The 20493-nt window shown below is 50.6% G+C and carries 21 protein-coding genes and 1 other RNA gene; 9 read left to right on the top strand and 13 right to left on the bottom strand.

The features are described from left to right. Positions 1-38 precede the first annotated feature (38 nt). The 7 genes from hemH to apt all read right to left on the bottom strand — a co-directional run bounded on the left by hemH (position 39) and on the right by apt (position 7702). Positions 39-998, bottom strand: a complete 960-nt coding sequence (gene hemH / locus GTPT_RS14275; RefSeq protein WP_029990830.1) for a ferrochelatase — start codon at positions 996-998, stop codon at positions 39-41. 112 nt (positions 999-1110) lie between these two features. After that, complete coding sequence (gene adk / locus GTPT_RS14280) at positions 1111-1755, bottom strand: adenylate kinase (RefSeq protein WP_029990832.1); 645 nt, start codon at positions 1753-1755, stop codon at positions 1111-1113. A 267-nt stretch (positions 1756-2022) separates the two neighbouring features. Beyond that, positions 2023-3891 carry a molecular chaperone HtpG gene (gene htpG, locus GTPT_RS14285; protein WP_174371896.1) on the bottom strand — a complete coding sequence of 623 codons (1869 nt, stop codon included), beginning with the start codon at positions 3889-3891 and terminating at the stop codon, positions 2023-2025. Positions 3892-3998: 107 nt separating this feature from the next. After that, positions 3999-4604 (bottom strand): recombination mediator RecR, encoded by a 606-nt coding sequence (gene recR / locus GTPT_RS14290; protein WP_025902213.1) that lies wholly within the window; start codon positions 4602-4604, stop codon positions 3999-4001. Further along, a complete protein-coding gene (locus tag GTPT_RS14295; protein ID WP_025902214.1) occupies positions 4604-4933 on the bottom strand; it encodes a YbaB/EbfC family nucleoid-associated protein in 330 nt (109 codons plus the stop codon). Before GTPT_RS14295 ends, recR begins: the two co-directional genes overlap by 1 nt. Positions 4934-4987: 54 nt before the next feature. Then, on the bottom strand, positions 4988-6940 hold the full coding sequence (dnaX, locus tag GTPT_RS14300) for a DNA polymerase III subunit gamma/tau (RefSeq protein WP_029990835.1): 1953 nt from the start codon (positions 6938-6940) through the stop codon (positions 4988-4990). Between the two features lie 210 nt (positions 6941-7150). Continuing rightward, positions 7151-7702, bottom strand: coding sequence for an adenine phosphoribosyltransferase (apt, locus tag GTPT_RS14305; RefSeq protein ID WP_025902216.1), 552 nt, complete (start codon positions 7700-7702; stop codon positions 7151-7153). A gap of 320 nt (positions 7703-8022) precedes the next feature. Between apt and priC the strand changes: the two genes are divergently transcribed. Then, entirely contained in the window at positions 8023-8541 is a 519-nt protein-coding gene (priC, locus tag GTPT_RS16775; RefSeq protein ID WP_025902217.1) for a primosomal replication protein PriC, read from the top strand. 176 nt (positions 8542-8717) lie between these two features. After that, the gene (rsmS, locus tag GTPT_RS17160) at positions 8718-8885 is read left to right on the top strand and encodes a pleiotropic regulatory protein RsmS (RefSeq protein ID WP_071780134.1); all 168 of its coding nucleotides are present in this window, start codon (positions 8718-8720) and stop codon (positions 8883-8885) included. A gap of 22 nt (positions 8886-8907) precedes the next feature. Here rsmS and acrR read toward each other — a convergent pair whose 3' ends face one another. After that, positions 8908-9540 carry a multidrug efflux transporter transcriptional repressor AcrR gene (acrR, locus tag GTPT_RS14315; protein WP_029990838.1) on the bottom strand — a complete coding sequence of 211 codons (633 nt, stop codon included), beginning with the start codon at positions 9538-9540 and terminating at the stop codon, positions 8908-8910. Between the two features lie 170 nt (positions 9541-9710). On the opposite strand from acrR, the gene GTPT_RS14320 reads away from it, so the two are divergent. The 4 genes from GTPT_RS14320 to ykgO all read left to right on the top strand — a co-directional run bounded on the left by GTPT_RS14320 (position 9711) and on the right by ykgO (position 14736). Continuing rightward, entirely contained in the window at positions 9711-10880 is a 1170-nt protein-coding gene (locus GTPT_RS14320; protein WP_029990839.1) for an efflux RND transporter periplasmic adaptor subunit, read from the top strand. A 40-nt stretch (positions 10881-10920) separates the two neighbouring features. After that, positions 10921-14067 (top strand): efflux RND transporter permease subunit, encoded by a 3147-nt coding sequence (locus GTPT_RS14325; RefSeq protein ID WP_025902219.1) that lies wholly within the window; start codon positions 10921-10923, stop codon positions 14065-14067. A gap of 261 nt (positions 14068-14328) precedes the next feature. Continuing rightward, positions 14329-14592 carry a type B 50S ribosomal protein L31 gene (locus GTPT_RS14330; RefSeq protein ID WP_025902453.1) on the top strand — a complete coding sequence of 88 codons (264 nt, stop codon included), beginning with the start codon at positions 14329-14331 and terminating at the stop codon, positions 14590-14592. A gap of 3 nt (positions 14593-14595) precedes the next feature. After that, a complete protein-coding gene (gene ykgO, locus GTPT_RS17165; protein WP_071780135.1) occupies positions 14596-14736 on the top strand; it encodes a type B 50S ribosomal protein L36 in 141 nt (46 codons plus the stop codon). A gap of 110 nt (positions 14737-14846) precedes the next feature. On the opposite strand, the gene GTPT_RS14340 is transcribed toward ykgO, so the two are convergent. Genes GTPT_RS14340 through GTPT_RS14350 form a run of 3 tightly spaced genes read right to left on the bottom strand, consistent with a single transcriptional unit; the run spans position 14847 to position 17254 of the window. Further along, entirely contained in the window at positions 14847-15725 is an 879-nt protein-coding gene (locus tag GTPT_RS14340; RefSeq protein WP_029990842.1) for a metal ABC transporter solute-binding protein, Zn/Mn family, read from the bottom strand. Between the two features lie 18 nt (positions 15726-15743). Then, positions 15744-16589: a metal ABC transporter permease gene (locus GTPT_RS14345; RefSeq protein WP_025902456.1), complete on the bottom strand. Its 846-nt coding sequence runs from the start codon at positions 16587-16589 to the stop codon at positions 15744-15746. After that, positions 16580-17254, bottom strand: a complete 675-nt coding sequence (locus tag GTPT_RS14350) for a metal ABC transporter ATP-binding protein (RefSeq protein WP_029990844.1) — start codon at positions 17252-17254, stop codon at positions 16580-16582. The genes GTPT_RS14345 and GTPT_RS14350 overlap by 10 nt, the downstream gene beginning before the upstream one ends. Before the next feature lie 709 nt (positions 17255-17963). Between GTPT_RS14350 and tomB the strand changes: the two genes are divergently transcribed. Beyond that, the gene (gene tomB, locus GTPT_RS14355; RefSeq protein WP_029990846.1) at positions 17964-18344 is read left to right on the top strand and encodes an Hha toxicity modulator TomB; all 381 of its coding nucleotides are present in this window, start codon (positions 17964-17966) and stop codon (positions 18342-18344) included. A gap of 17 nt (positions 18345-18361) precedes the next feature. After that, the gene (locus tag GTPT_RS14360) at positions 18362-18580 is read left to right on the top strand and encodes an HHA domain-containing protein (RefSeq protein WP_025902459.1); all 219 of its coding nucleotides are present in this window, start codon (positions 18362-18364) and stop codon (positions 18578-18580) included. Between the two features lie 311 nt (positions 18581-18891). On the opposite strand, the gene ffs is transcribed toward GTPT_RS14360, so the two are convergent. After that, positions 18892-18988, bottom strand: an RNA gene (gene ffs / locus GTPT_RS17170) — signal recognition particle sRNA small type. Between the two features lie 146 nt (positions 18989-19134). Here ffs and GTPT_RS14365 point away from each other — a divergent pair. Then, a complete protein-coding gene (locus GTPT_RS14365; protein ID WP_025902460.1) occupies positions 19135-19452 on the top strand; it encodes an MGMT family protein in 318 nt (105 codons plus the stop codon). A gap of 21 nt (positions 19453-19473) precedes the next feature. On the opposite strand, the gene GTPT_RS14370 is transcribed toward GTPT_RS14365, so the two are convergent. Next, positions 19474-19953, bottom strand: a complete 480-nt coding sequence (locus GTPT_RS14370) for a YbaY family lipoprotein (RefSeq protein WP_025902461.1) — start codon at positions 19951-19953, stop codon at positions 19474-19476. Positions 19954-20493: the final 540 nt, after the last annotated feature.

Consider the following 20493-nt stretch of genomic DNA (forward strand, 5'->3'; position numbering starts at 1 on the left):
CGTGGATCTTACCATATTCCCAACGATTAACCGGTTTTTCATCGCCCGGAATTTACCAGCTCTAACATCATGCGGATATGTAGCTCATCATCGTTCAGTGCCGGGATATATTCGAACTTCTCTCCCCCGGCATGCAGGAAAAATTCCCGGTTTTGTTCGTTGATCTCTTCCAGGGTTTCCAGACAATCGGCAGAGAAGCCGGGGCTCATAACCTGAATATGACGGATCCCTTTTTCCGGCAGGGACTTCACGGTTTCATCCGTATAAGGCATCAGCCAGGGTTCGCGACCAAACCGGGACTGGAACGTCATGATTAATTCGTCTTCGTTCATCCCCAGAGCTTCGCGCAGACAAGCTGTCGTATGTTCACAGCGGAGCGGATAATCATCACCCTGATTGGCGAAACGTTGCGGGATCCCGTGATAGGAAAGCAGCAGAACATCCGGCTTTCCATGCTGCGCAAAGGAACGCTCTACAGAGTCCTTCAGAGCGGCGATATAGGCGGGATGAGTTGCATAATCGCGGATCAGCTGAATATCCGGCAAGGTCCGCCGGGTGCGGAAAATTTCATGCAGTCCGTCCCAGACAGCCGATACCGTCGATGATGAGAATTGCGGATACAAGGGTAACACGATCAGGCGTGTGACCCCCTGCGCCAGCAGTTCATCAACGCCACTTTGCAATGACGGATTGCCGTAAGACATCCCTAAAGCGACCGGCATATCGGTTAACTTCGCCAGCGCATTCCGCTGACGCTGACTGTAGACCAGCAGAGGCGAACCCTCATCCATCCACACAGACGCATAAAGCTTTGCTACCCGGGGAGAACGCAATGGCAGAATAGCGCCACGCAATACCGGCCACCAGATAATTCGCGGAACATCAACGACGCGCTTATCACTCAGAAATTGTTTCAGATAGCGTTTTACTGCAGCGGAAGTCGGGGCATCAGGCGTGCCCAGGTTGACCAGCAGAACACCTGGCTTATCTTGCCTCATCATTATTCCTTATTCACAGGCTTTGCAGGGAAGGCTCATTGTAGCGAATATTGGCGAAGGGAACAGCGGCAGAGAAAGAACGGACCGAATAAATCCGGTCCGTAACAGGGGATCACCCCAGAATGGTTGCCAGCTGCAGGCTGACTTCGCTGACAGGACGGGTACCGTCAATTTTCTGGTAACGGGTCTGTCCGGCAGCCGCTTCTTTGCTGTAATAAGCAATCAGCGGAGCCGTCATCTGGTGGTATTCAACCAGACGTTTACGAACGGTTTCTTCCTGGTCGTCTTTACGAGTCGTCAGCGGTTCGCCGGTCACATCATCCAGTCCTTCCTGCTTCGGCGGATTATAGTCGACATGATATACCCGGCCTGAAGGTGCATGTACACGACGGCCGATAATACGGTCGACAATTACTTCATCCGGCACAGCGAATTCCAGCACATAATCAACAACAATGCCGGCTTCTTTCATCGCATCGGCCTGCGGGATCGTCCGCGGGAAGCCATCCAGCAGGAAACCTGCTTTGCAATCGTCCTGCGCAATACGCTCTTTAACTAGTGCAATAACCAGTTCATCTGTCACCAGTTTGCCAGCATCCATAATGGCTTTGGCCTGTTGACCCAGCTCAGTGCCAGCTTTAACAGCAGCACGTAACATATCACCGGTAGAGATTTGCGGAATACCGTATTTCTCCATGATGAACTGAGCCTGAGTTCCTTTACCTGCGCCCGGAGCACCGAGCAAAATAATACGCATTGCGTAGTACCTCTTGCGAATCGCGTTTAATAGTCCTGAGAAGTGCAAAAACATACCATTATGTCCGGCTCTCCACAAGGAAAGGCCAGGCTTAATCACTGTAAATGCCCGACAGATACCGAAAGATGGCCGGGAAAGCGGTTATTCAGTTTACGGAACGAACAACGACGATCCACCACTAAAATAACAGCCCCGGCAGACGGCGCGTACCGATAAAAAAGGCCCGCAAATGCGGGCCCCGAAGTATGCTGTCATCGTATGCTGCGATTACGCCAGTAATAACTGGTTCATGCGGCGGATAAACTGGTTAGGATCGTCCAGTGTTCCACGCTCAGCAAACAGCGCCTGATCAAGCAACAATTCAACCCAGTCAGCAAACTGGCTGTCGTCAGTCGCATCCGCGGCTTTTTTCACCAGCGTATGGTCCGGGTTAATTTCAAAGATATATTTCACTTCCGGTGCTTCCTGACCGGCGGCGGCGAACAGCTTCGCCATCTGAGTGCTCATTTCATCCGCATCAGTCACTACAATGGCCGGGGTGTCAGTCAGACGGTGTGTCAGCCGGACATCCTTCACGCGCTCACCCAGCAGGGTTTTCACACGATCAACAAACGGCTCAAGGGCTTTTTCGCTCTCTTTCTGTTCCGCGGTTTCTTCGTCGGCCAGTTTATCCAGCGAATCGTCTGCTTTGCTGACAGACTGGAATGATTTGCCATCGAATTCTGTCAGATAGCTCATCATCCATTCATCGATACGGTCAGACAGCAGCAGAACTTCAATGCCTTTCTTACGGAACAGCTCCAGATGCGGCCTGTTTTTCGCCGCGGCATAGCTGTCCGCAGTGATGTAGTAAATCTTTTCCTGACCTTCGGCCATACGACCGATGTACTCTTCCAGCGTTACCGTCTGTTCAGAGCTGTCAGTATGGGTGGAAGCAAAGCGTAATAATTTGGCTATTGCCTGAACGTTACCCGCATCTTCCGCCGGACCTTCTTTCAGGGCCAGACCGAATGCTTTCCAGAACTGCAGGTATTTAGCCGCATCATCTTTCGCCAGTTTATCCAGCATTTGCAGCGTACGTTTGGTCAGCGCACCACGAAGACTTTGAGTGATACGGCTGTCCTGCAGAATTTCACGCGAAACGTTGAGAGGCAGATCATTCGAATCAATCAGTCCGCGAACAAAACGCAGATAATTCGGCATAAACTGCTCAGCGTCATCCATGATAAATACACGCTGGACATACAGTTTCAGACCATGTTTATGATCACGGTTCCACATATCCCACGGGGCCTGCGCCGGGATATACAGCAGGCTGGTATATTCCTGCTTACCTTCAACGCGGTTGTGGCTCCAGATCAACGGGTCAGTGAAGTCATGAGCGATATGCTTATAGAAATCGTTATATTCTTCGTCGGTGATTTCTGACTTATTACGTGTCCACAATGCCTGGGCTTTATTCACTTTTTCCCAGTGCGTGGTTTCACTGTCTTCGTCTTTGGTTTCAATCTCAACCGGCAAGGCGATATGGTCAGAATACTTGCTGACGATGTTACGGACACGCCAGCTATCCAGGAACTCATCTTCCCCTTCACGCATGTGCAGGGTAATTTCGGTGCCACGCTCAGCTTTGTCGATGTCCGCCAGGGTATATTCGCCTTCACCGGCCGACTCCCAGAACACCCCTTCACTTTCCGGAGCGCCTGCAGCACGGGTACGTACGGTAACTTTATCCGCAACAATAAAAGCTGAATAGAATCCGACACCAAACTGGCCGATCAACTGGCTGTCTTTAACCTGGTCAGAGCCCATAGATTCCAGAAACGCTTTGGTCCCGGATTTTGCGATGGTACCAAGGTTTTCAATAACTTCCTCACGGCTCATACCGATGCCGTTATCACTCAGAGTCAGAGTACGTTGCTCTTTATCCACCGACAGGCGAACGCGTAATTCACCGTCGCCTTCGTACAGGCCGGAATCAGATAACGCACGGAAACGGAGTTTATCTGCGGCGTCGGACGCATTCGAGATAAGCTCACGTAAAAAGATCTCTTTATTTGAGTAGAGTGAATGGATCATCAGTTGCAAAAGTTGTTTTACTTCTGACTGAAAACCACGTGTCTCTTGTCCTTTCATCGTCATTGATACCTCAAGAAAAATCAGTATTAATTCATGTCGATACAGGAGATGGGGTTGAAAGGAAGATTTTCAAGCTGATGTTCAGAAAAAACATCAGCCGGGGATTAATATCGGAACTTCTGTCGTCCGGCCAGAGAATGGGATAACGTGGTACCGTCCACCATTTCCAGTTCTCCGCCCACCGGTACACCGTGCGCAATCCGGCTGGCATCCACACCATACTGACGGCATAAATCGGCAATATAGTTGGCTGTTGCCTCGCCTTCAATCGTCGGATTGGTTGCCAGAATCACTTCGCGGATCGTTTCATCCTGCAGGCGATGCTCCAGCGTATCCAGCCCGATATCTGCCGGCCCTATTCCGTCCAGAGGAGAAAGATGCCCCATTAATACGAAATAGCGACCGGCAAATTGCCCGGTTTGTTCCACCGCATGAATATCCGCAGGGCTTTCAACGACACAAATCATGCCGTTTTGCTGACGACGGGGATTCGCACAGATAGTACAGATCTCCTGCTCGGTGAAAGTCCGGCAGTGAGAACAGTGACCAATCTCCGACATCGCGCGGGTCAGCGCCTGTGCCAGGCGCATCCCGCCGCTGCGATCACGCTGTAACAAGTGGAAAGCCATGCGCTGCGCTGATTTAGGCCCGACTCCGGGTAAACAGCGCAGTGATTCCATCAGGGCTTCCAGCAACGGGCTTGTCTGCATCAGAAAGGCATCTTAAAGCCAGGTGGCAGTTGCATACCGGAAGAAACAGAGGCCATCTTCTCTTTCTGCGCTTCGTCAATACGACGGGCAGCATCATTAAAGGCAGCCGCAACCAGATCTTCCAGCATATCTTTATCGTCTTCCAGCAGGCCCGGGTCGATTTCAACACGGCGGCAGTTGTGAGCACCGTTAATGGTCACTTTGACCAGACCGGCACCGGATTCACCGGTCACTTCCATTGCCGCGATCTCTTCCTGAACCTGAGACATTTTGTCCTGCATTTGCTGGGCTTGCTTCATTAAGTTGCCCAGACCACCTTTACCAAACATAGTTTTCTCTCTCTGCTTAGGCCACAGCCATCCCGATGATGACCTGCAGCATGTTTAAACGGGTCGTATACTCTCTTCATCCAGAGAGGCGTCAAATAACTTCTGTACTGCCCGGATATGCGGATCATCGACGATTGACTGGCGAGCCTGCTCCAGTTTTTCTTCATAAATCGCCTGCCGCCATTCCAGCGGTGTCCGCACTGCGGGATTATCGTCTGCCTCAATGGTCAGTTCAACTGTTTCGCCCGCAGTTGCCGATAAGACCTCCGTCAGCACCTGTCTTGCGGATGCAGAATTCAGATGTTTCTGCGCCGAACGTAAATGCAGGTGAACCCGTGTCCCTTGCTGTTGTTTCCACGCATTTAACGCCAGCTGCTGTACCAGCTTCGGTAAATTCAGCTGCGCTATTTCGCCCGCCCAGGGGTCCCTGAGTTTTGCTTCTTCCGCGATCCTTGCCGCAAGCTCTGGCGTTTTTTCATATTCCAGGGCCGTACGCAGGGCCTTCGGGGTGGCCACCGGCTCTGCCTCTGTCGTCTCAGGCTGCCGGGTTTTCCAGCGATAGCGTTCTTGTCTGGCCGTATTCCCTGCATCAGAACCACTCTCTTTCGGGGTTTTTCTGACGACTTTGTCTGTTACTGAGGCGAGTCGCTCCAGGGCACTCTGCGCCGGCTGCGCGGTGGGCACCGCCGGCTCAGTCTTTTTTGAGGCTGAGGCCCCCCGCCGCAATAACTCTGTACGGGCCTGTAATAACTGACTGGTGGAACCGGAGACAGCGGTGTTATCCGCAGGCTGAGGCGCTCCGCGGGCACGCGATACCGCCGGCGTCGTTGCCGTTGCCGGTGCTGACGCACCCTGCGGCGGCGCTACCGGTTCAGCAGGCGGTTGCGTATGACTAACGGTAGCCGGCTCTTTAATTTCAGCCAGCGGATGAAAGGCCAGCGCACGCAGTAAGGTCATTTCGACCCCCATACGCTGATCCGGCGCGTAAGCAAGCTCTTTTCTGCCAACGAGCAACGTCTGGTAGTAAAGCTGGATCTCTTCAGGGGGCAGTTTTCTGGCCAGTTCACGTAACTGTTGTTCGTGCGCCAGGAATTCTTCATCCAGGGTGGACGGCAATAACTGCAGCATAGCAATGCAATGCAGTAAACGTAGCATCTCAACCAGTAAGGCTTCCCACTCTACACCACGGCTGGCCGCCTGTTGCAGTAAGGACATCACAGAACCGCCCTCACCCGTGGTCAGGGCTTCTATCAGCGCCAGCGGCTGATCGTTGTCCAGGGTGCCCAGCATAGCGGACACCGTGTCGGCCGTCACTGCGCCCTGCCCCATCGCAATGGCCTGATCGGTCAGGCTTAATGCATCACGCAGGCTACCTTCCGCTGCCCGTGCTAACAGCTGCAATGCACGGGGTTCGGCCGCGACCTGTTCTTCTCCCAGGATATGGGTCAGCTGCTGACTGATCTGCGGAACATCCAGTGCTTTCAGATGGAATTGCAGGCAACGGGATAGAATAGTGACCGGCAGTTTTTGCGGATCGGTCGTTGCCAGTAAGAATTTGACATGTTCGGGGGGTTCTTCCAGCGTCTTTAGTAACGCATTGAAGCTGTGCCGCGAAAGCATGTGGACTTCATCGATCAGATAAACTTTAAAGCGCCCACGGGCTGGCGCGTATTGCACGTTATCCAGCAGGTCGCGGGTATCTTCTACTTTAGTCCGGGAGGCGGCATCGATCTCAATCAGATCAACAAAACGTCCCTGCTCGATTTCGCGACAATTTTCGCACTGACCACAAGGTGTGGCCGTAACACCCAGCTCGCAATTCAGACCTTTCGCCAGTAAACGGGCAATGGTGGTTTTACCCACACCCCGCGTGCCTGAAAAAAGGTAAGCGTGGTGAAGTCTGCCCAATGACAAACCATTGGCCAGCGCGGTGAGAACATGTTGCTGGCCGACAACATCAGCAAAAACCTGTGGTCGCCATTTTCGCGCGAGAACCTGATAACTCATGGAAATTTAGTCACTGGATTGGGGTTAAAACATCATACAGCGCATCTGATATGCGTCTCTGCATCCCGGCGTGTTTGTCGCAACCTATTGATACCCAAAGGGCCAACAAACACAGGGTTCAGTGTATCAGCCGCCTGACCTATTGCCTATCTATTTAGAATTGCCTTACGCTTCAGACAGGGTAAAGGCAGGCGGAAGCGGGAGAAGCCTTTAGTGGCCCGGGAAGTTAACGACGCTGAAACATTCCAGTCCCAGAGCCTTCAGACGGGCTTCGCCTTCAAGGTCGAATAAATTGATCACAAACGCGGCATCATGCACTTCTGCACCGGCACGACGAATAAGCTTCACTGTCGCTTCGATGGTACCGCCGGTCGCCAGCAGATCATCAACCACCAGCACTACATCGCCTGGCTGCACTGCATCGGTGTGCATTTCCAGTACATCGGTACCGTATTCCAGACTGAAGGCTTCGCTGTAGGTTTCACGAGGTAATTTACCGGGCTTACGAACCGGTACAAATCCAACGCCCAGACCTAATGCTACTGGCGCCCCGAACAAAAATCCACGGGCTTCAGTCCCGACAACCTTAGTAATGCCCTTATTACGATAACGTTCGACCAGTATTTCAATGGTCGCTGAATATGCTTTTGCATCTTCCAGCAGTCCGGTAACATCACGGAAAAGGATCCCTGGTTTCGGATAATCGGGAACACTTTTGATGCTATTCTTAATGGATTCAAGCTGTTGCTCAGTTACGCTCATAATGGTATGCCTGGTAAATTCTTAGAAACACGCAGCCCGCTGCCGGCCAGGAACCTCTGCAGAGGGTGACAGCCGACAGGAAAACAGACAGGAACTGCGTAGGAAAACCGTCAAATCTAAGCAAACTACAAAATAATTGCAACCTTAGACCCCTGACTTCTGCTTTTTTATTCTGCCTGTCAGGGGCTGACATGAACAGAATAACAATAAATCTCCCCTGCGGGAGCGCATTGCTGACGGGACGTGGCGGCCATTCAGGGCTGTTCCGGACGGGTCACCGCGTTTCGGTAAGCAACCGTAAGTTCAACACAGGCTTTTCAATGAACAGAGATAAAATTATCCGCCAGTTTGCAATGTTAATTGCACAATTAAAGCAGAAAATTGCGCAGGCGGGTGACCCTGCCTGCCGGGAGAAACGGTTTGATAACACACTTTTCCCGGTCTCCGGCCCGACACTGACCAGCTATCTGCAACAAACAGAGCAATCGCTGGAAAAACTGCATCAGTTTGAATCGGCTTCGTCTCCGGCATTTCTCTGGCTGACAGAACAAATGACAGCACAATGTCAGGCGCTGCAACGGGAGTTGTCCACGCCTGTCAGACGCCGCACGGTACCTGCGGATACAGCAAGCCACTGGCAACACCTTTATCAGCAACAACTGGGTTATGAAGCCCGATTAAATGAGATGCTGTTGCAACACGAACAACAATTAACCACGGCCGTGACGTTACAGCAACAGCAGGAGATTGGTGAAAAAATCCGAATCCTTGAACAGCGTCTGGCACGCTGTCGTCTGGCGCTGAAGGAAAGCCACTGGCAAACAACGCTGCGCAATTAAGCAGGTTTGTTAATATAAGTCAGTACGTTTACCACGGAGGATCCCGGCCCTTCTCAGAAATACCCGTTTTTTCTTGCCGGTGAACTGCAGACAATGTTATCACTGGATTGACACGGTCAGCGCACCGCTGACCGCACATACAGGTAAATCACTTTTTGACAGAACAGGGTAACGTTATGTCGCTGGATACTGCACCTGCAGAGGTTAAACTCGCTGTTGATTTAATTATGCTTTTAGAGCAAAACCAGCTTTCACCCCGGGTGGTACTGGAGGCACTGGAAATTGTCAGAAAGGACTATATTGCCAAACTGAACAATGAACAGCCTCTTTCTGCTGCTGACTAATCATTGTCTTGTTCAGACAGTGTTATTTCAGCAACACCGGACTAAAGCGCAACATATCCATAAAAGCATCAACCAGTGGCTCAGCATCATTTTCTAAATCGAAACCGGCGGGTGTAAATAACCAGTTCTCCATCAGGCCACTGATATAACTGCGCATCATAATTGCGGCCTGTCGGGTATTAAGTTTTTCGGGGAGCTGACCCGCAGCAATACATTTTTTTAATGTGTTTTCGATTTTTGGGTAACATTCCAATAACATATCCTGCTGGATTTTTTGGAATGTTTCCATTTCTCCGACAAACTCACATTTATGGAATATAATTTCCATTAATGCTCTGCGGGAGCTGTCTCTCACTGTCGACTGCAGTAATGTAATAAGTAAGGCACGGATTTGTGCCATGGGGTCATCCGGATATTTGTTCTGATATTCCAGTTCGAGTTTATCCAGACACTCATCACTCTGCAGCCAGATTTCATTAAGAATGTCTATTTTATTTTTAAAGTGCCAATAAATAGCACCTCGTGTCACACCCGCCCGGATAGCAATATCTGACAACGAGGTTGAAGAAACTCCCCGGGTAGAAAAGCAGTGGATCGCGGCATCAAGTATCTGTTGACGGGTTTCAAGGGCCTGCTGTTTGGTTTTTCGTGCCATATCAATGGTTCTTAATCAGATCTCGGGGCATACGCCGTTATTCAGGCGACATAAGGATTTACATACATTCATGTATATATGTATCATATCATGGCTTGTGTAATTGCACAGCCAATGTCCCTTTTTTAGGAACATTGGCCAGATAAATTCCGGATATTAGAGGTTTATTTATGAAAAAAAACAGAGGATTGTCACCTCTGGCGGCCATCCTGATGTTTTCCGGGAGCGTCGCACTCACCGGATGTGATAACAACAAAACGCAGCAATCGGGCCAGCAGCAGCCTCCCGAAGTCGGCGTAGTCACATTAAAGGCAGTGCCCCTGGAAATGACGACTGAGCTTCCCGGTCGTACCTCGGCATATCGGGTGGCTGAAGTTCGTCCTCAGGTCTCCGGTATCATCCTGAAACGTAATTTCACAGAAGGGAGTGATGTCCGGGCCGGTCAGTCTTTATATCAGATTGACCCGGCCACCTATCAGGCTGCTTACGACAGTGCATTAGCTGATTTAGCCAAAGCCCAGGCAAATGCGCGTATTGCCGATTTAACGGTTCGTCGTTACAAACCCCTGCTCGGCACCCGTTATATCAGCGAACAGGAATATGATACTGCTGTTGCGACTGCCGCGCAGAACAATGCCGCCGTTCAGTCAGCAAAAGCCAATGTCGAAACTGCGCGGATCAATCTTGCGTATACTAAAGTCATTTCCCCGATTTCCGGCCGGATTGGAAAATCAGCGGTCACCGAAGGTGCGCTGGTCCAGAATGCTCAGACGACAGCCCTGGCAACGGTTCAGCAACTGGACCCGATGTATGTGGATGTTACTCAGTCGAGCGATCAGTTCCTGCGTTTACGTTCAGAGCTGGCTTCCGGTCAGTTAAAACAGACTCAGGGCAAAGCCAAAGTCACGCTGATTATGGATAACGGGCAACCGTTCAACCAGACCGGGACACTGGAGTTTTCAGACGTCTCTGTTGACCAGACTACCGGCTCTATTACCCTGCGTGCCATTATCCCTAACCCGGACCATACCCTGTTACCGGGCATGTTTGTTCGTGCAAAACTGGATGAAGGGACGAACCCGGATGCACTGCTGGTGCCTCAGCAGGCTATTACCCGCACGCCGGCAGGTCAGGCGACAGCCATGGTGGTCGGCAGCGATAATAAAGTTGAGTTACGCCAGGTAGATGCTTCTCAGGCTATCGGCAATCAATGGCTGGTCACAAGCGGACTGAAATCCGGTGATCGCGTGATTACTGTCGGTCTGCAGCGTGCCCAACCGGGTGCCAGCGTGACGCCGGAAGAAGTGACTCCGGACTCCGGCAGCAGCAATGCGCAATAACCGTCCGCAAAATTATCGTTTTAACAGGAGCCAGTGATCCATGGCTAAGTTCTTTATCGAACGCCCGATTTTTGCATGGGTACTCGCCATCATTGTCATGCTGGCGGGCGCGTTGTCGATTCTGAAACTCCCGATCGAGCAATATCCTGACGTTGCTCCACCGGCAGTACAGATCCAGGCAAACTACCCGGGCGCAGATGCAAAAACTCTTCAGGACTCCGTTACCCAGGTCATAGAACAAAATATGAACGGGATTGACGGATTGCTGTATATGTCATCCAGCAGTGATTCCAGCGGGACATTGCAGCTTACGCTGACCTTTGCCGCCGGGACTGATCCCGATATCGCGCAGGTTCAGGTGCAGAACAAGTTGCAGCTTGCAACACCGCTTCTGCCCCAGGAAGTCCAGCAGCAAGGGATCAGCGTCGAAAAATCCTCCAGCAGTTTCCTGATGGTTGCAGGCTTCGTCAGCGATGACGGCAGCATGGACCAGAATGATATTGCCGACTATGTCGCCTCTAACATTAAAGACCCCATCAGCCGTACACCGGGTGTCGGTGATACCCAGTTGTTTGGTGCACAGTATGCAATGCGTATCTGGATGGACCCGGCAAAACTGGATAACTATGGCCTGACACCGGTCGATGTGATTACTGCGATTAAAGCGCAAAATAATCAGATTGCTGCCGGACAACTGGGCGGTAGCCCACAGGTTAAAGGCCAGGAGCTGAATGCCTCTATCATTGCTCAGACTCGTCTGACCTCGGTTGATGAGTTCCGTAAGATCCTGCTGAAAGTTAACACCGACGGTTCCAAAGTGACTCTGGGCGATGTCGCTAAAGTCGCGCTGGGCGGCGAAAACTATGATGTTATCGCTCGCTTTAACGGAAAACCGGCGGCAGGTCTGGGGATTAAGCTGGCAACCGGTGCCAACGCACTGGATACCGCTGCGGCAGTGAAAGCAGAACTGGCTAAGCTCCAGCCGTTTTTCCCGCACGGACTGAAAGTTGTTTACCCGTATGACACCACGCCATTCGTTAAAATTTCTATTTTCGAAGTGGTAAAAACGCTGTTTGAAGCCATCGTACTGGTGTTCCTGGTAATGTATCTGTTTATGCAGAGCCTGCGCGCGACACTGATACCGACGATTGCGGTACCGATTGTCTTGCTGGGTACCTTTGCCATTATCAATGCGCTGGGCTATTCGATAAACACGCTCACGATGTTCGGCCTGATACTCGCCATCGGGTTGCTGGTTGATGATGCCATCGTGGTGGTGGAAAACGTTGAACGTGTGATGGCGGAAGAAAACCTGTCTCCGAAAGAAGCAACCAAGCGGTCGATGGGACAGATCCAGGGAGCGTTGGTAGGTATCGCTCTGGTTCTGTCTGCTGTTTTCGTCCCTATGGCCTTCTTCGGCGGTTCTACCGGGGTCATTTACCGTCAGTTCTCCGTCACTATCGTTTCTGCAATGGTGCTTTCCGTTCTGGTGGCATTAATCCTGACACCGGCATTGTGTTCGACCATTCTGAAGCCTCTGAAGCCCGGAGATCACGGCAAAACCAAAGGGTTCTTTGGCTGGTTTAACCGTATCTTCGAAAAAAGCACCAATCACTATGTGACTTGTGTCAGCCATATCATCCGTCGTACCGGTCGCTATCTTGTGATCTACCTGGCGATTGTCGTGGCGATGGTCTTCCTGTTTGCCCGACTGCCGACCTCGTTCCTGCCGGATGAAGACCAGGGGCTGTTATTAGCACAGGCGCAATTACCGGCCGGTGCAACGCAACAGCGTACACAGAAAGTCCTGGATCAGGTGACGAATTACTTCCTGACCAAAGAGAAGGACAATGTGAGTTCGGTCTTTACCGTGAATGGTTTCGGTTTCTCCGGACGCGGTCAGAACACCGGGATTGCCTTCGTCAGTCTGAAACCCTGGGATGAACGTACCGGCAGTGCGAACAAGGTTCCTGCGATTGCAGGACGTGCTATGGCTGCACTGAGCCAGATTAAAGATGCCTTCGTCATTCCATTCAACCTGCCGGCAATTATCGAATTAGGTAATGCAACAGGGTTTGACTTTGAACTGATTGACCAGGCGAACCTGGGACACGAGAAACTGACGGAAGCCAGGAACCAGCTTCTGGGCATGGCTGCGCAACATCCTGATGTTCTTACCGGTGTCCGTCCTAACGGCCTGGAAGATACACCACAGTACCGGTTGATTATCGACCAGGAAAAAGCGACAGCTCTCGGTGTTTCCATCTCTGATATCAACACAACACTGGGTGCCGCCTGGGGTGGTTCCTACGTCAATGACTTTATTGACCGGGGACGTGTGAAGAAAGTGTACGTTATGGGTGAAGCCGATGCCCGTATGCTGCCTTCGGATATCAATAAATGGTATGTGCGCAACAGTAATGGTCAGATGGTACCGTTCTCTGCCTTCACTACAGCAAAATGGCAATACGGTTCACCGCGTCTGGAACGTTACAATGGTCTGCCGTCTATGGAAATTCTGGGCCAGCCGGCTGCCGGTAAAAGCTCCGGTGAAGCTATGGCTCTGATGGAACAACTGGCGTCTAAACTGCCGGCCGGTATTGGCTATCAGTGGACCGGCATGTCCTATCAGGAGCAGATGTCCGGTAACCAGGCTCCTGCACTGTATGCCATCTCGCTGATTGTGGTGTTCCTGTGCCTGGCCGCACTGTATGAAAGCTGGTCTATACCATTTGCCGTTATGCTGGTTGTGCCACTGGGTATTGTCGGTGCTCTGCTACTCACCACCCTGAGAGGGCTTAGCAATGACGTATACTTTGTGGTGGGCTTACTGACCACTATCGGCCTGTCGGCGAAAAACGCCATCCTGATTGTCGAGTTTGCGAAAGACCTGATGGATAAAGAAGGCAAAGGTCTGATGGAAGCGACGCTGGAAGCCGTTCGCATGCGTCTGCGTCCGATTCTGATGACCTCGCTGGCCTTTATTCTGGGTGTCTTGCCACTGGCAATCAGTACCGGTGCGGGTTCCGGGTCTCAGAATGCGGTAGGTACCGGCGTTATCGGCGGTATGGTCACAGCAACCTGTCTGGCCATCTTCCTCGTACCGGTGTTCTTTGTGGTGGTACGTCGCAGATTTGGTAAAGATAATAGTACAACTCATACAGAGATATCAGAGCAGGATAAATAACCCTGAGCTGCTCCGTATGACTGAAGAGGCTGCCTGGCAGCCTCTTTTTTTTCGCCTGCCTTCCGAGGCATAAGTCGTCAACACGACGTTTTTCACCGGTCGCTGCCGGGCGGAGTCTGCCTGCTCTCTGCTCTCTGCTCTCTGCTCTCTGCTCTCTGCTCTCTGCTCTCTGCTCTCTGCTCTCTGCAACAGGCTTGCCTGATAACCCCGTTAATGCCATAATTAAGTTATGTTATAACATAACAATTAAGAGGAGATGTTATGAAGCCTGATATCCATCCTTACTATCGCCCTGTACTGTTCCATGATACGACGTCTGACGAGTACTTCAGGACAGGCTCAACCATCAGGACTGAGCGTACACTCGAATACCAGGGAGAGACGCTTCCTTATGTGAGACTGGATGTTTCATCAAAATCACACAGCTTCTATACCGGCAAGCAGAAAACAGTCGCCAAAGACAGCCGTGCAGCGCGATTTGCTCAGCGTTATAAACATTTGCCTGTCAGCCAGGCGGAGGAATAAATCATGCAGGTACTCAGTTCCCTGAAGTCAGCAAAGAAAAGGCATCCCGACTGTAAGCTGGTACGCAGGCACGGGCGAGTCTATGTCATTTGTAAAAGTAATCCGCGTTTCAAAGCCGTACAGGGAGGCAGGAAAAAACGCTAACGCCCCGGTCAGGCATTCCGCGGCAAACGCTGTCATCCGTGAATAGCAAAAAAACGGCCATTCCGGGCCGTTTTTTCTGCTTTCCATCAGGGATTATCCGTCCGGAGAGGTTATTGCATACTCTTCAGTAATTCTTTGACATTATGCTCAAATGCCTGCTGATAGGTAGCTGCCGGCCCGTTCGCTGTCGACAACGCTTCCGGGTATAACTCCCCTCCCGGCGCAGCGTCAGCTGCAGTAGCAATTTGCCGGACCAGACGTGGATCGGTCTGATTCTCTATAAAATAACGATGGATATGATTCGCTTTCAGCTGATTAATTAATCCCGCCACTGTGGACGCGCTGGCCTCTTCATCGGTATTCAAACCAATCGGTGACATAAATTTCACACCGTACTCATGGCCGAAATAACCAAACGCATCGTGACTGGTCAGTACCTGACGTTTACTGACCGGTATTTTCGCAAACGCAGCCAGAGTCTGTTTATCCAGACTCTCCAGTTGCTGAATATACGCCTCCCCCTGCTTACGGATAGCCGCCGCATCTTCGGGATCCGCTTTCTGCAGACTTTCACTGATATTCCGCGCATAAATGACGCCGTTCGCCAGACTATTCCAGGCATGCGGGTCGGTAATTTTGTCTCCGTTACTGGTCATGGTCAGTGGCGTGACACCGGCTGAGGCCACCACTACCTTCCCCTGATATCCGGAGGCCTGTATAAGCCTTTCCATCCAGCCTTCCAGACCCAAACCGTTAATGATAACCACATCAGCCTGTGCCAGAGCCACACTATCACGTGGTGCCGGTTCAAACGTATGCGGGTCACCATCCGGTCCGACCAGGCTTTTCACATCCACATATTGACCGCCGATTTGTCTGGCCATATCACCGGGGATAGTAAAACTGGCAACCACATGCAGGGTTTTCGCCATCACGACAGGTGCGAACAGCGCTCCGCTGAGTACGATGGCCGTCAGATATTTTTTCATCAATATAACCTTTTAAAATCAGCTGGCAGAAGAACGGAAAATTCCGCCACAAGGACCGGCGCACACGGAGATAAAAAACAGAAGAGTGGCGCACAGAATAACCGCAGGGCCTGCCGGTAACGACCAATACCATGAGGCCGAAAGTCCGCACCAGGCGGAGAAAATAGCCAGCACAATGGCCACCAGTAATATTTTTTCGAGCCTGCGGCTCCAGAACCTGGCACTGGCCGCAGGTAACATCATCAATCCCACGGACATTAATGTCCCCAGGATCTGAAAACCGGCCACCAGGTTCAGTACGACCAGAATCAGGAAAATCCCGTGGACGATGGGTGCATGCCAGCGCCCCTGCATCTGTAAAAAATGAGGATCAAATGCATCAATCACCAAAGGCCGGTAAATAAACGCCAGTACCACCAGACTCACCGCGGAAATTGAGGCCACCATAATTAACGCCTGGCTATTCACCGCAAGCAACGACCCAAATAATACATTCAGCAGATCGACCCCGGATCGGCGTAAGGAAATAAGAGTGACTCCGAGTGCAAGTGCACCCAGATAGAATCCTGAAAAACTGGCATCTTCTTTCAGCGGAGTGAAACGACTGACAACCCCGGAAAGCAATGCCACGGATAAACCGGCAATTAAGCCGCCTATCCCCATCGCGACCAGTGATAATCCGGAAAGCAGATAGCCCATAGCAGCCCCCGGCAATACGGCATGGGAAAGTGCATCCCCCACCAGACTCATACGGCGTAATGAAAGAAATACACCAAGAGGGGTTGCGCTGATAGCAATTGCGACACAGGCAACTAATGCCTTACGCATAAAGGCAAATTCTATAAATGGCTGAACTAACAACATAGGTTTAATGCCTTTTCCTGCGTTTCGGTCGTGTGGTACCACTGCGCATGCTCACCTTCCAGTGATAAGACATGGCGAAAATTTTGCATAACCAGCCGCTGATCATGAAGTACGACGACGATCGTTTTCCCGGTTTTCTGCTGCTGATGAATTAATGTCATTAATGATGCGATAGTTTGCTGATCGACGCCGCTAAAGGGCTCATCCAGCAACCATAAATCACTCTGTTGTAATAACAAGCGGGAGAAAAGTACACGCTGCAACTGCCCGCCGGATAACATCGCAGGCCTGGCCTCCGCAAATGCTGCCATGCCGGTGGCCTCAAGCGCCTGATGGATCTCTTGTTTCAGCTCACGGTTGATACTGCGAAACCAGCCGGTCCGGGGCCAGCATCCCATCGCCACCAGTTCATATACCGTTAACGGGAACTGACGTTCCAGCTCACTGCGTTGCGGTAGCCAGCCTATTTTATTACGCGGTAATGATACGTCGCAATGGCCGCTCACCACGGGCAACAACCCCGCCACCGTTTTCAGGAGAGTCGATTTTCCACAACCATTCACACCGACCAGGGCAGTCAGCGTTCCCGCTGAAATTTCGCCGTTGACGGCAGGGGTTACCGCCTGCTTAGCATAGCCTGCACGGCACTCTGAAAAGCGGATCATCCTGACACTCCCCAACTGACGCCAGCCACAAGAAACAGGATAACCAGCCCTGCCACAATAAGACGGCTGAACACTGAAAGAAGGAGCGGACTGCTATACATAAGACACCGAAAGTTAAAAACGTTATAACATTACACTTTATAAAAAAAAGAGGCTAAAATAAAGAGATAAAATGTTTCTAAACATCATTCAACAATCCTCTTTGAAAGGATTGCTAATCCTGCCGGTTCGCTGCAGAATATAAGCCGGTGTTATGACATCTTCCGGTCTGCGGGCTTCCCCTGAGAATATCGAATGAAAGCCCTGTTACGCGGTTTCGTATGAACCACTATTTTAAGAAAAGTCTTTATTGATAGATTCAATCTATAGATGTTAGTTTGCTGATATGTTCAAATCTGGTTCATACTAAAAGCAGACCGTTAATCCTTTAAGTATGCTTCTGCTGAATTCCCTGCGAGCTGTGCCGTAATTTTCATCAAAATAAATAACAATCCTGAACACTCAGGTAAAATAAGACAAACCTCGGCAAAGTAAACTAATATTGTCAGGCTGGCTCAGCAGATGAAAACCCTGGTGATATTGCACAGGATTTAGTCGCAGGAATATCCCGGTGACTGTTCTCTCTTTATTATCTCTGAACAGAATGAATCACGACGAGTCTTCTTTACGCGGAATGGCTCCAGGCAGAGTCAGATAAGGGGTGGAAACGATGGATGAATACTCACCTAAAAGATATGATGTAGCACAGCTTAAATTTTTGTGTGAAAATTTATTTGATGAAAGTCTGGCTACCCTTAATCTCCAGGAGTTGTGCTGGATCAATGATCCGACATCGATAGAAAACCTACAGTTGCACGATTTAATTGAGCATATTGCAGCCGTCAGTATTATTTATAAATTAAAACATAGTGAAGATGAATTACTGATTTCACAGGTAGACAAATATCTTGACGATACATTTACATTATTCAGTGGCTACACGGTAAATGAACAGGATTTAAATTACTGGAAAGCCTCGTCAAACAAATTATTTAGATTATTTTTTGAAGCGAGCCTCTGTCAGGAAAGCGGACAAAGTCTCACACATTAACCAGGAGTCGTTTTATCATGAGTCAAACCCCATTAACCAAGACAGATTATCTGATGCGTCTGAGGCGCTGCCGATCGATCGATACTCTTGAGCGCGTCATCGAAAAAAACAAATATGAACTCTCTGATGAAGATCTGGTGGTGTTTTATTCGGCCGCCGACCATCGCCTTGCTGAACTAACTATGAACAAATTGTACGATAAAGTGCCTGCCACCGTCTGGAAATATGTCCGTTAACGTCTTAGAGTTTAATCAGAATAAATAATCATAATCTCTCTTAACGTTCCGGTTCCCCTGGCACGATACTGTTGAATACTCGTTTACTTATTACGCGGGCCAATGATAGCCGGAAAACCTCCGGACAATTGACCCGCTATTCCGAATACTTTGTGTCTGGTGATGTTCGTTGGGGTTTTCATAGCGAAGAGTATTGCTGTTCTGCCGGATCCACGAATGTACAATGAATAATTCATTAAACTGTACAGTCATTCTGTGTCAGGTTTGGGATTTTTTATAGGGGAGGCTACAGAGAAAATATTGGGTGGGGCCCCTGCCAGCGACATCCCGGCACATGCGTCATCTGTTACGGCTGCTTCCTTCCGGATCTGACCGGGTTCACAGATTAGCATTGCGGGAGAACCAACAGGGTCCCCATTGATGAGCTCTGATCTCTCAAAGCGGGGGCATTATCAGGGATGCCAATCTCAATTGCAAGTCCGTAGCACCTGACCGTTGTTTTATTGAACACTCCCGTTATGATAACTCTCCCTGTTGAATATCCGGAAACGACCATGTCTGAAGAACTATCATTTCGTGAGAGAGTATGGCTTATCATTGCTGCCATTCCTTATGGCCGGGTGACGACCTATGGCGAGATTGCACGTCTGGCTGGAAGCCCCCGGGCAGCAAGGCAGGTCGGTGGTGTGCTCAAAAAATTACCGGAAGGCTCATCACTGCCCTGGCATAGAGTGGTCAACCGGGAAGGCAGGATATCCTTACAGGGAGAGGATTTCAGGCGTCAGCAGCAAGCGCTGGAAGCTGAGAATATTGAATTTACGCAACAGCAGACCATTAATTTAGATAAATACCGTTGGTCAGGGCATTTGTAGCCCCGACCCACGGTTCAGCGACTAGGGTGTGACAGAAGGCGCGACAGAAACGGGTACCGCAACTTCAGGCAGAGCCTCCAGCGTTAAATCCTGACGCTGTGTGGTTGGTGAAGTGACTGGTTTCAGGGATTGTGCAGCGAAAATTACCCGACCGTTCAGAGTAATAGCGGCACTCAGCAATACCTGTCCTTGAGAGCTGACATCAGAGGCGTTAAACGGCAGACGGTAATTGAAAGGCGCCTGCTGGCCGGAAAGCCGTGTCACTTTCTGTGCGATCACTTTTGTAGGCCCGGTTCCTCCGGAAGCATCAGACAGGGTGACGGTCAGGACTGCTCCGGGCGGTAACGCAATACGTTGACGCACATACACCGCACCAGAGATCACTGGCTGGTTACTGGTGGCACTGATAACCGGCACAGGTGCTGGTAAATCCGTCCTGTCAGCACAAGCTGTCACAGATAACGCCACTGCCAGACCTGTAATAATATGCATTGATTTCATTGATGTCGTCTCCTTATGAACAAAATGAACAACGGAATTTTATAGTAAGCCAATTATTCATATTCGCTACCATTGATAATAATTCTGGCAGAAAATATGATTTTTTCCTGCAGGCAGATGCCATAATCCGGCAACAACCGGACATTAGGAATTATCCTGGTTAGTCTTCCCCGAAGGATGGGCCGATACAGGAACAGCTAATTTCAGCTACTTACAGATACCATCTGATGATACCTCATGAAGACAAACGGAAAAACTTACGGGAATTTTGAGTTATTACAGATAATACTGTATTACCGATGCTCACCTGCCCTCCCCTTGTCGCATACGGCGGCCGGCTGGAAGCCCTGACTTTATAGCGTTCGCGTAACCTCCCCCGTGCTCCGGCTTCAGGGATGCATCTTTCTCTGGCCCGGCTGACCGGTACTGCTTCGGCGAATACTCTGCAGGATACAGAGACAGGGCGGACAGTGACACAATGAGGGTCGCAGACGGGTTACTGGGAGCTACAGGCGGCTCGCCTGCACACTCCCACATAAT

The sequence above is a fragment of the Tatumella ptyseos ATCC 33301 genome (genome assembly GCF_000735525.1).
In the GTDB taxonomy this organism is placed as follows: Bacteria; Pseudomonadota; Gammaproteobacteria; order Enterobacterales; family Enterobacteriaceae; genus Tatumella; species Tatumella ptyseos.

Excerpts from the sequence above, each read along its gene's own strand:
- hemH (WP_029990830.1), bottom strand. The coding sequence starts at position 998 with ATGAGGCAAGATAAGCCAGGTGTTCTGCTGGTCAACCTGGGCACGCCT.
- adk (WP_029990832.1), bottom strand. The coding sequence starts at position 1,755 with ATGCGTATTATTTTGCTCGGTGCTCCGGGCGCAGGTAAAGGAACTCAG.
- htpG (WP_174371896.1), bottom strand. The coding sequence starts at position 3,891 with ATGAAAGGACAAGAGACACGTGGTTTTCAGTCAGAAGTAAAACAACTT.
- recR (WP_025902213.1), bottom strand. The coding sequence starts at position 4,604 with ATGCAGACAAGCCCGTTGCTGGAAGCCCTGATGGAATCACTGCGCTGT.
- GTPT_RS14295 (WP_025902214.1), bottom strand. The coding sequence starts at position 4,933 with ATGTTTGGTAAAGGTGGTCTGGGCAACTTAATGAAGCAAGCCCAGCAA.
- dnaX (WP_029990835.1), bottom strand. The coding sequence starts at position 6,940 with ATGAGTTATCAGGTTCTCGCGCGAAAATGGCGACCACAGGTTTTTGCT.
- apt (WP_025902216.1), bottom strand. The coding sequence starts at position 7,702 with ATGAGCGTAACTGAGCAACAGCTTGAATCCATTAAGAATAGCATCAAA.
- priC (WP_025902217.1), top strand. The coding sequence starts at position 8,023 with ATGAACAGAGATAAAATTATCCGCCAGTTTGCAATGTTAATTGCACAA.
- rsmS (WP_071780134.1), top strand. The coding sequence starts at position 8,718 with ATGTCGCTGGATACTGCACCTGCAGAGGTTAAACTCGCTGTTGATTTA.
- acrR (WP_029990838.1), bottom strand. The coding sequence starts at position 9,540 with ATGGCACGAAAAACCAAACAGCAGGCCCTTGAAACCCGTCAACAGATA.
- GTPT_RS14320 (WP_029990839.1), top strand. The coding sequence starts at position 9,711 with ATGAAAAAAAACAGAGGATTGTCACCTCTGGCGGCCATCCTGATGTTT.
- GTPT_RS14325 (WP_025902219.1), top strand. The coding sequence starts at position 10,921 with ATGGCTAAGTTCTTTATCGAACGCCCGATTTTTGCATGGGTACTCGCC.
- GTPT_RS14330 (WP_025902453.1), top strand. The coding sequence starts at position 14,329 with ATGAAGCCTGATATCCATCCTTACTATCGCCCTGTACTGTTCCATGAT.
- ykgO (WP_071780135.1), top strand. The coding sequence starts at position 14,596 with ATGCAGGTACTCAGTTCCCTGAAGTCAGCAAAGAAAAGGCATCCCGAC.
- GTPT_RS14340 (WP_029990842.1), bottom strand. The coding sequence starts at position 15,725 with ATGAAAAAATATCTGACGGCCATCGTACTCAGCGGAGCGCTGTTCGCA.
- GTPT_RS14345 (WP_025902456.1), bottom strand. The coding sequence starts at position 16,589 with ATGTTGTTAGTTCAGCCATTTATAGAATTTGCCTTTATGCGTAAGGCA.
- GTPT_RS14350 (WP_029990844.1), bottom strand. The coding sequence starts at position 17,254 with ATGATCCGCTTTTCAGAGTGCCGTGCAGGCTATGCTAAGCAGGCGGTA.
- tomB (WP_029990846.1), top strand. The coding sequence starts at position 17,964 with ATGGATGAATACTCACCTAAAAGATATGATGTAGCACAGCTTAAATTT.
- GTPT_RS14360 (WP_025902459.1), top strand. The coding sequence starts at position 18,362 with ATGAGTCAAACCCCATTAACCAAGACAGATTATCTGATGCGTCTGAGG.
- GTPT_RS14365 (WP_025902460.1), top strand. The coding sequence starts at position 19,135 with ATGTCTGAAGAACTATCATTTCGTGAGAGAGTATGGCTTATCATTGCT.
- GTPT_RS14370 (WP_025902461.1), bottom strand. The coding sequence starts at position 19,953 with ATGAAATCAATGCATATTATTACAGGTCTGGCAGTGGCGTTATCTGTG.